The sequence below is a fragment of the Candidatus Electrothrix sp. genome, from assembly GCF_052785085.1.
The window spans coordinates 1-2,339 of sequence record NZ_JALAAI010000222.1; the positions used below are offsets into that span (position 1 = coordinate 1).

At 45.2% G+C, this 2,339-nt stretch carries 1 protein-coding gene; it reads left to right on the forward strand.

The window, feature by feature from the left end; genetic code table 11:
- Positions 1 to 336 precede the first annotated feature (336 nt).
- Positions 337 to 2,339 (forward strand): ATP-binding response regulator (locus L2082_RS19125; protein ID WP_446012192.1); only part of this gene is annotated, 2,003 nt, incomplete at its 3' end.

The window sequence follows — 2,339 nt, forward strand, 5'->3', positions numbered from 1 at the left end:
TCCCTTGGTTACCAATGACAAATCGTTTTTTATTACATTAATACCAGAAAAATCTCAAATGTCCATTTTTTTCTGGTGTAAAATTAAAAGATTAACCAGCTAGCAGAAAAAGGCTGTCAGGGGCCTGACTGAGGAAGAGAAAAAGAATTTTTTCCGTTTCGGTTATAGCACCAAAGCCAGAGGGTCTGGCTTTGGGCTTCATTCCTGTGCTAACTATCTCATAGCCAATAACGGATCCATTGATGCCGTCAGTGCAGGCCCGGGTATGGGCTCAAATTTTATCATACGCTTACCGACTGACACTTCCTCGGAATCATAAGTACGGAGATCGTGAAAATGATAAACGGCAATAAACGGATACTCATCATTGATGATGATTGGGATATATGGAAATCATATAAGTTGATTTTGCAACCAGATACCCAAGATAATACGTCCAGCATGAGTCAGCTGAACACCTTGTTGTTGGAAGAAAATCTCCAGAGTAATGCAGCGGTTTCAGAAGAAATCCATGCATTTGAACTCAGTTATGCTTCTCAGGGCCAGAAGGGCTATGCAATGGTCAGGAAGGCTGTTCAGGATAAAAAGCCCTTTGCCATAGCTTTTGTTGATATTCGAATGCCTCCTGGTTGGGATGGGATGGAAACAGCAATTCGTATCCGGGAATGTGATCCTGATATTGAGATTGTTATTGTGACAGCCTATTCCGATCGTTCCCGGGAAGAAATTGCTCAGGCTGTTGGCACCCTTCGTAAATTACTTTTTTTCCGGAAGCCTTTTGAACCGGATGAACTGATGCAGGTTGCTGTTTCTCTGTGTGATAAATGGAACACCGGCAAAAGGGAAGATGCACAACGCAGAGAGTTGCAAACTATTCTTGAGACCAGTCCGGCAGCTATTTTTAGTATTGACCAGGAAAACAGGATTGTTGCATGGAATAAGGCAGCTGAAAAAATTACCGGCTTCAGTGCTGAAGAAGTAAAGGGCAAGATCTGTCTTTTTCAAAAAATTTCTGATGATCTCTTATGCCAGACCTGCGGGGCACAGGTGAATCCTTTGGATCGGGACTTGAAGATTACAACTAAAGATGGTCTGGAAAAGATTATTTCTCTGTATATTGCCCAAACATGTTTGGAAAAAGAACAAGAGGTACGAACGATCTGTAGCTTTTGGGATATAACAGCACTTAAGGAAGGAGAAAAAGCTCTTTTTGCAAGTAATCAGCACCTCAAGGAGAAAATCGCCACCAATGAGCGCCTTCAGGAAGAACGCCTGCGTTTGGAGCAGGAGCTTCATCAGGCCCAGAAGATGGAAGCTATTGGGCTTATGGCAGGTGGGGTGGCCCATGATCTGAATAATATTTTAGCTGCCATTGTTGGTTATCCCCAGTTGATTCGATTTCAGCTGCCTGACAATAAGCAGATCCATAAGCTTGCCCAGGCTGTTGAAGATGCTGGTGAACGGGCAGCAGCAGTGGTTGATGATCTGCTGACCGTGGCCCGTGGGGTGGCAGTAGTGAAGCAGATTTCTGATTTAAATGTACTTATTACAGAATATCTTGCTTCCACAGAATGCCAGGAGGTGCAGACCCGCCATGCACAGGTCATCTTGTCCACTGTAATGGCTCCGCATCCTTTGTGTATTAATTGTTCCCCGATTCATATTGCAAAATGCCTGATGAATTTAGTCAATAATGCTGCTGAAGCCATTGACGGATCTGGAGAGATTGTAATTTCTACAAGCAGAGAAGAGATTACAGAGGCCACAGGGCATTCTCTGTACCAGATAGAACCAGGCCAATATGCTGTTCTTTGTATCCGTGATAACGGCCCGGGAATTTCACAAGAAGATCAGGAACGGATTTTTGAACCCTTTTATACCAAGAAAACCATGGGCCGAAGTGGTACCGGGTTGGGACTGGCTGTGGTCTGGAATACGGTTATGGATCATAAAGGCTCGGTGACGGTTAAAAGTGAGCAGGGGCAGGGAACAACCTTTACCCTGTTTTTTCCTTTAACCGATAAAGAGGCTCCACAGACAGAGAAAGCAGAAGCCGGAGAATCTGGTATTGATGAGCTGGTTGGTACCGGCACGATCATGGTTGTTGATGATGACATACAGCAGCTCAGTCTTGCTGGTGGTATGTTAAAGGTTCTGGGTTATGACGTACTCACAGCAGCCAGCGGTGAAGAGGCTTTGGAACTCTTGCAGGGTAACCGTTCAGACCCCTCTCATTTTTTTTACGCAGCAAGAGGCAGAGGAGGCACATCCAGCCCCTGGCGCCGAGCCGTGATAACCTCAGCGAGATATTTCCACGGACAGGCGTTGCGCTTCCTACA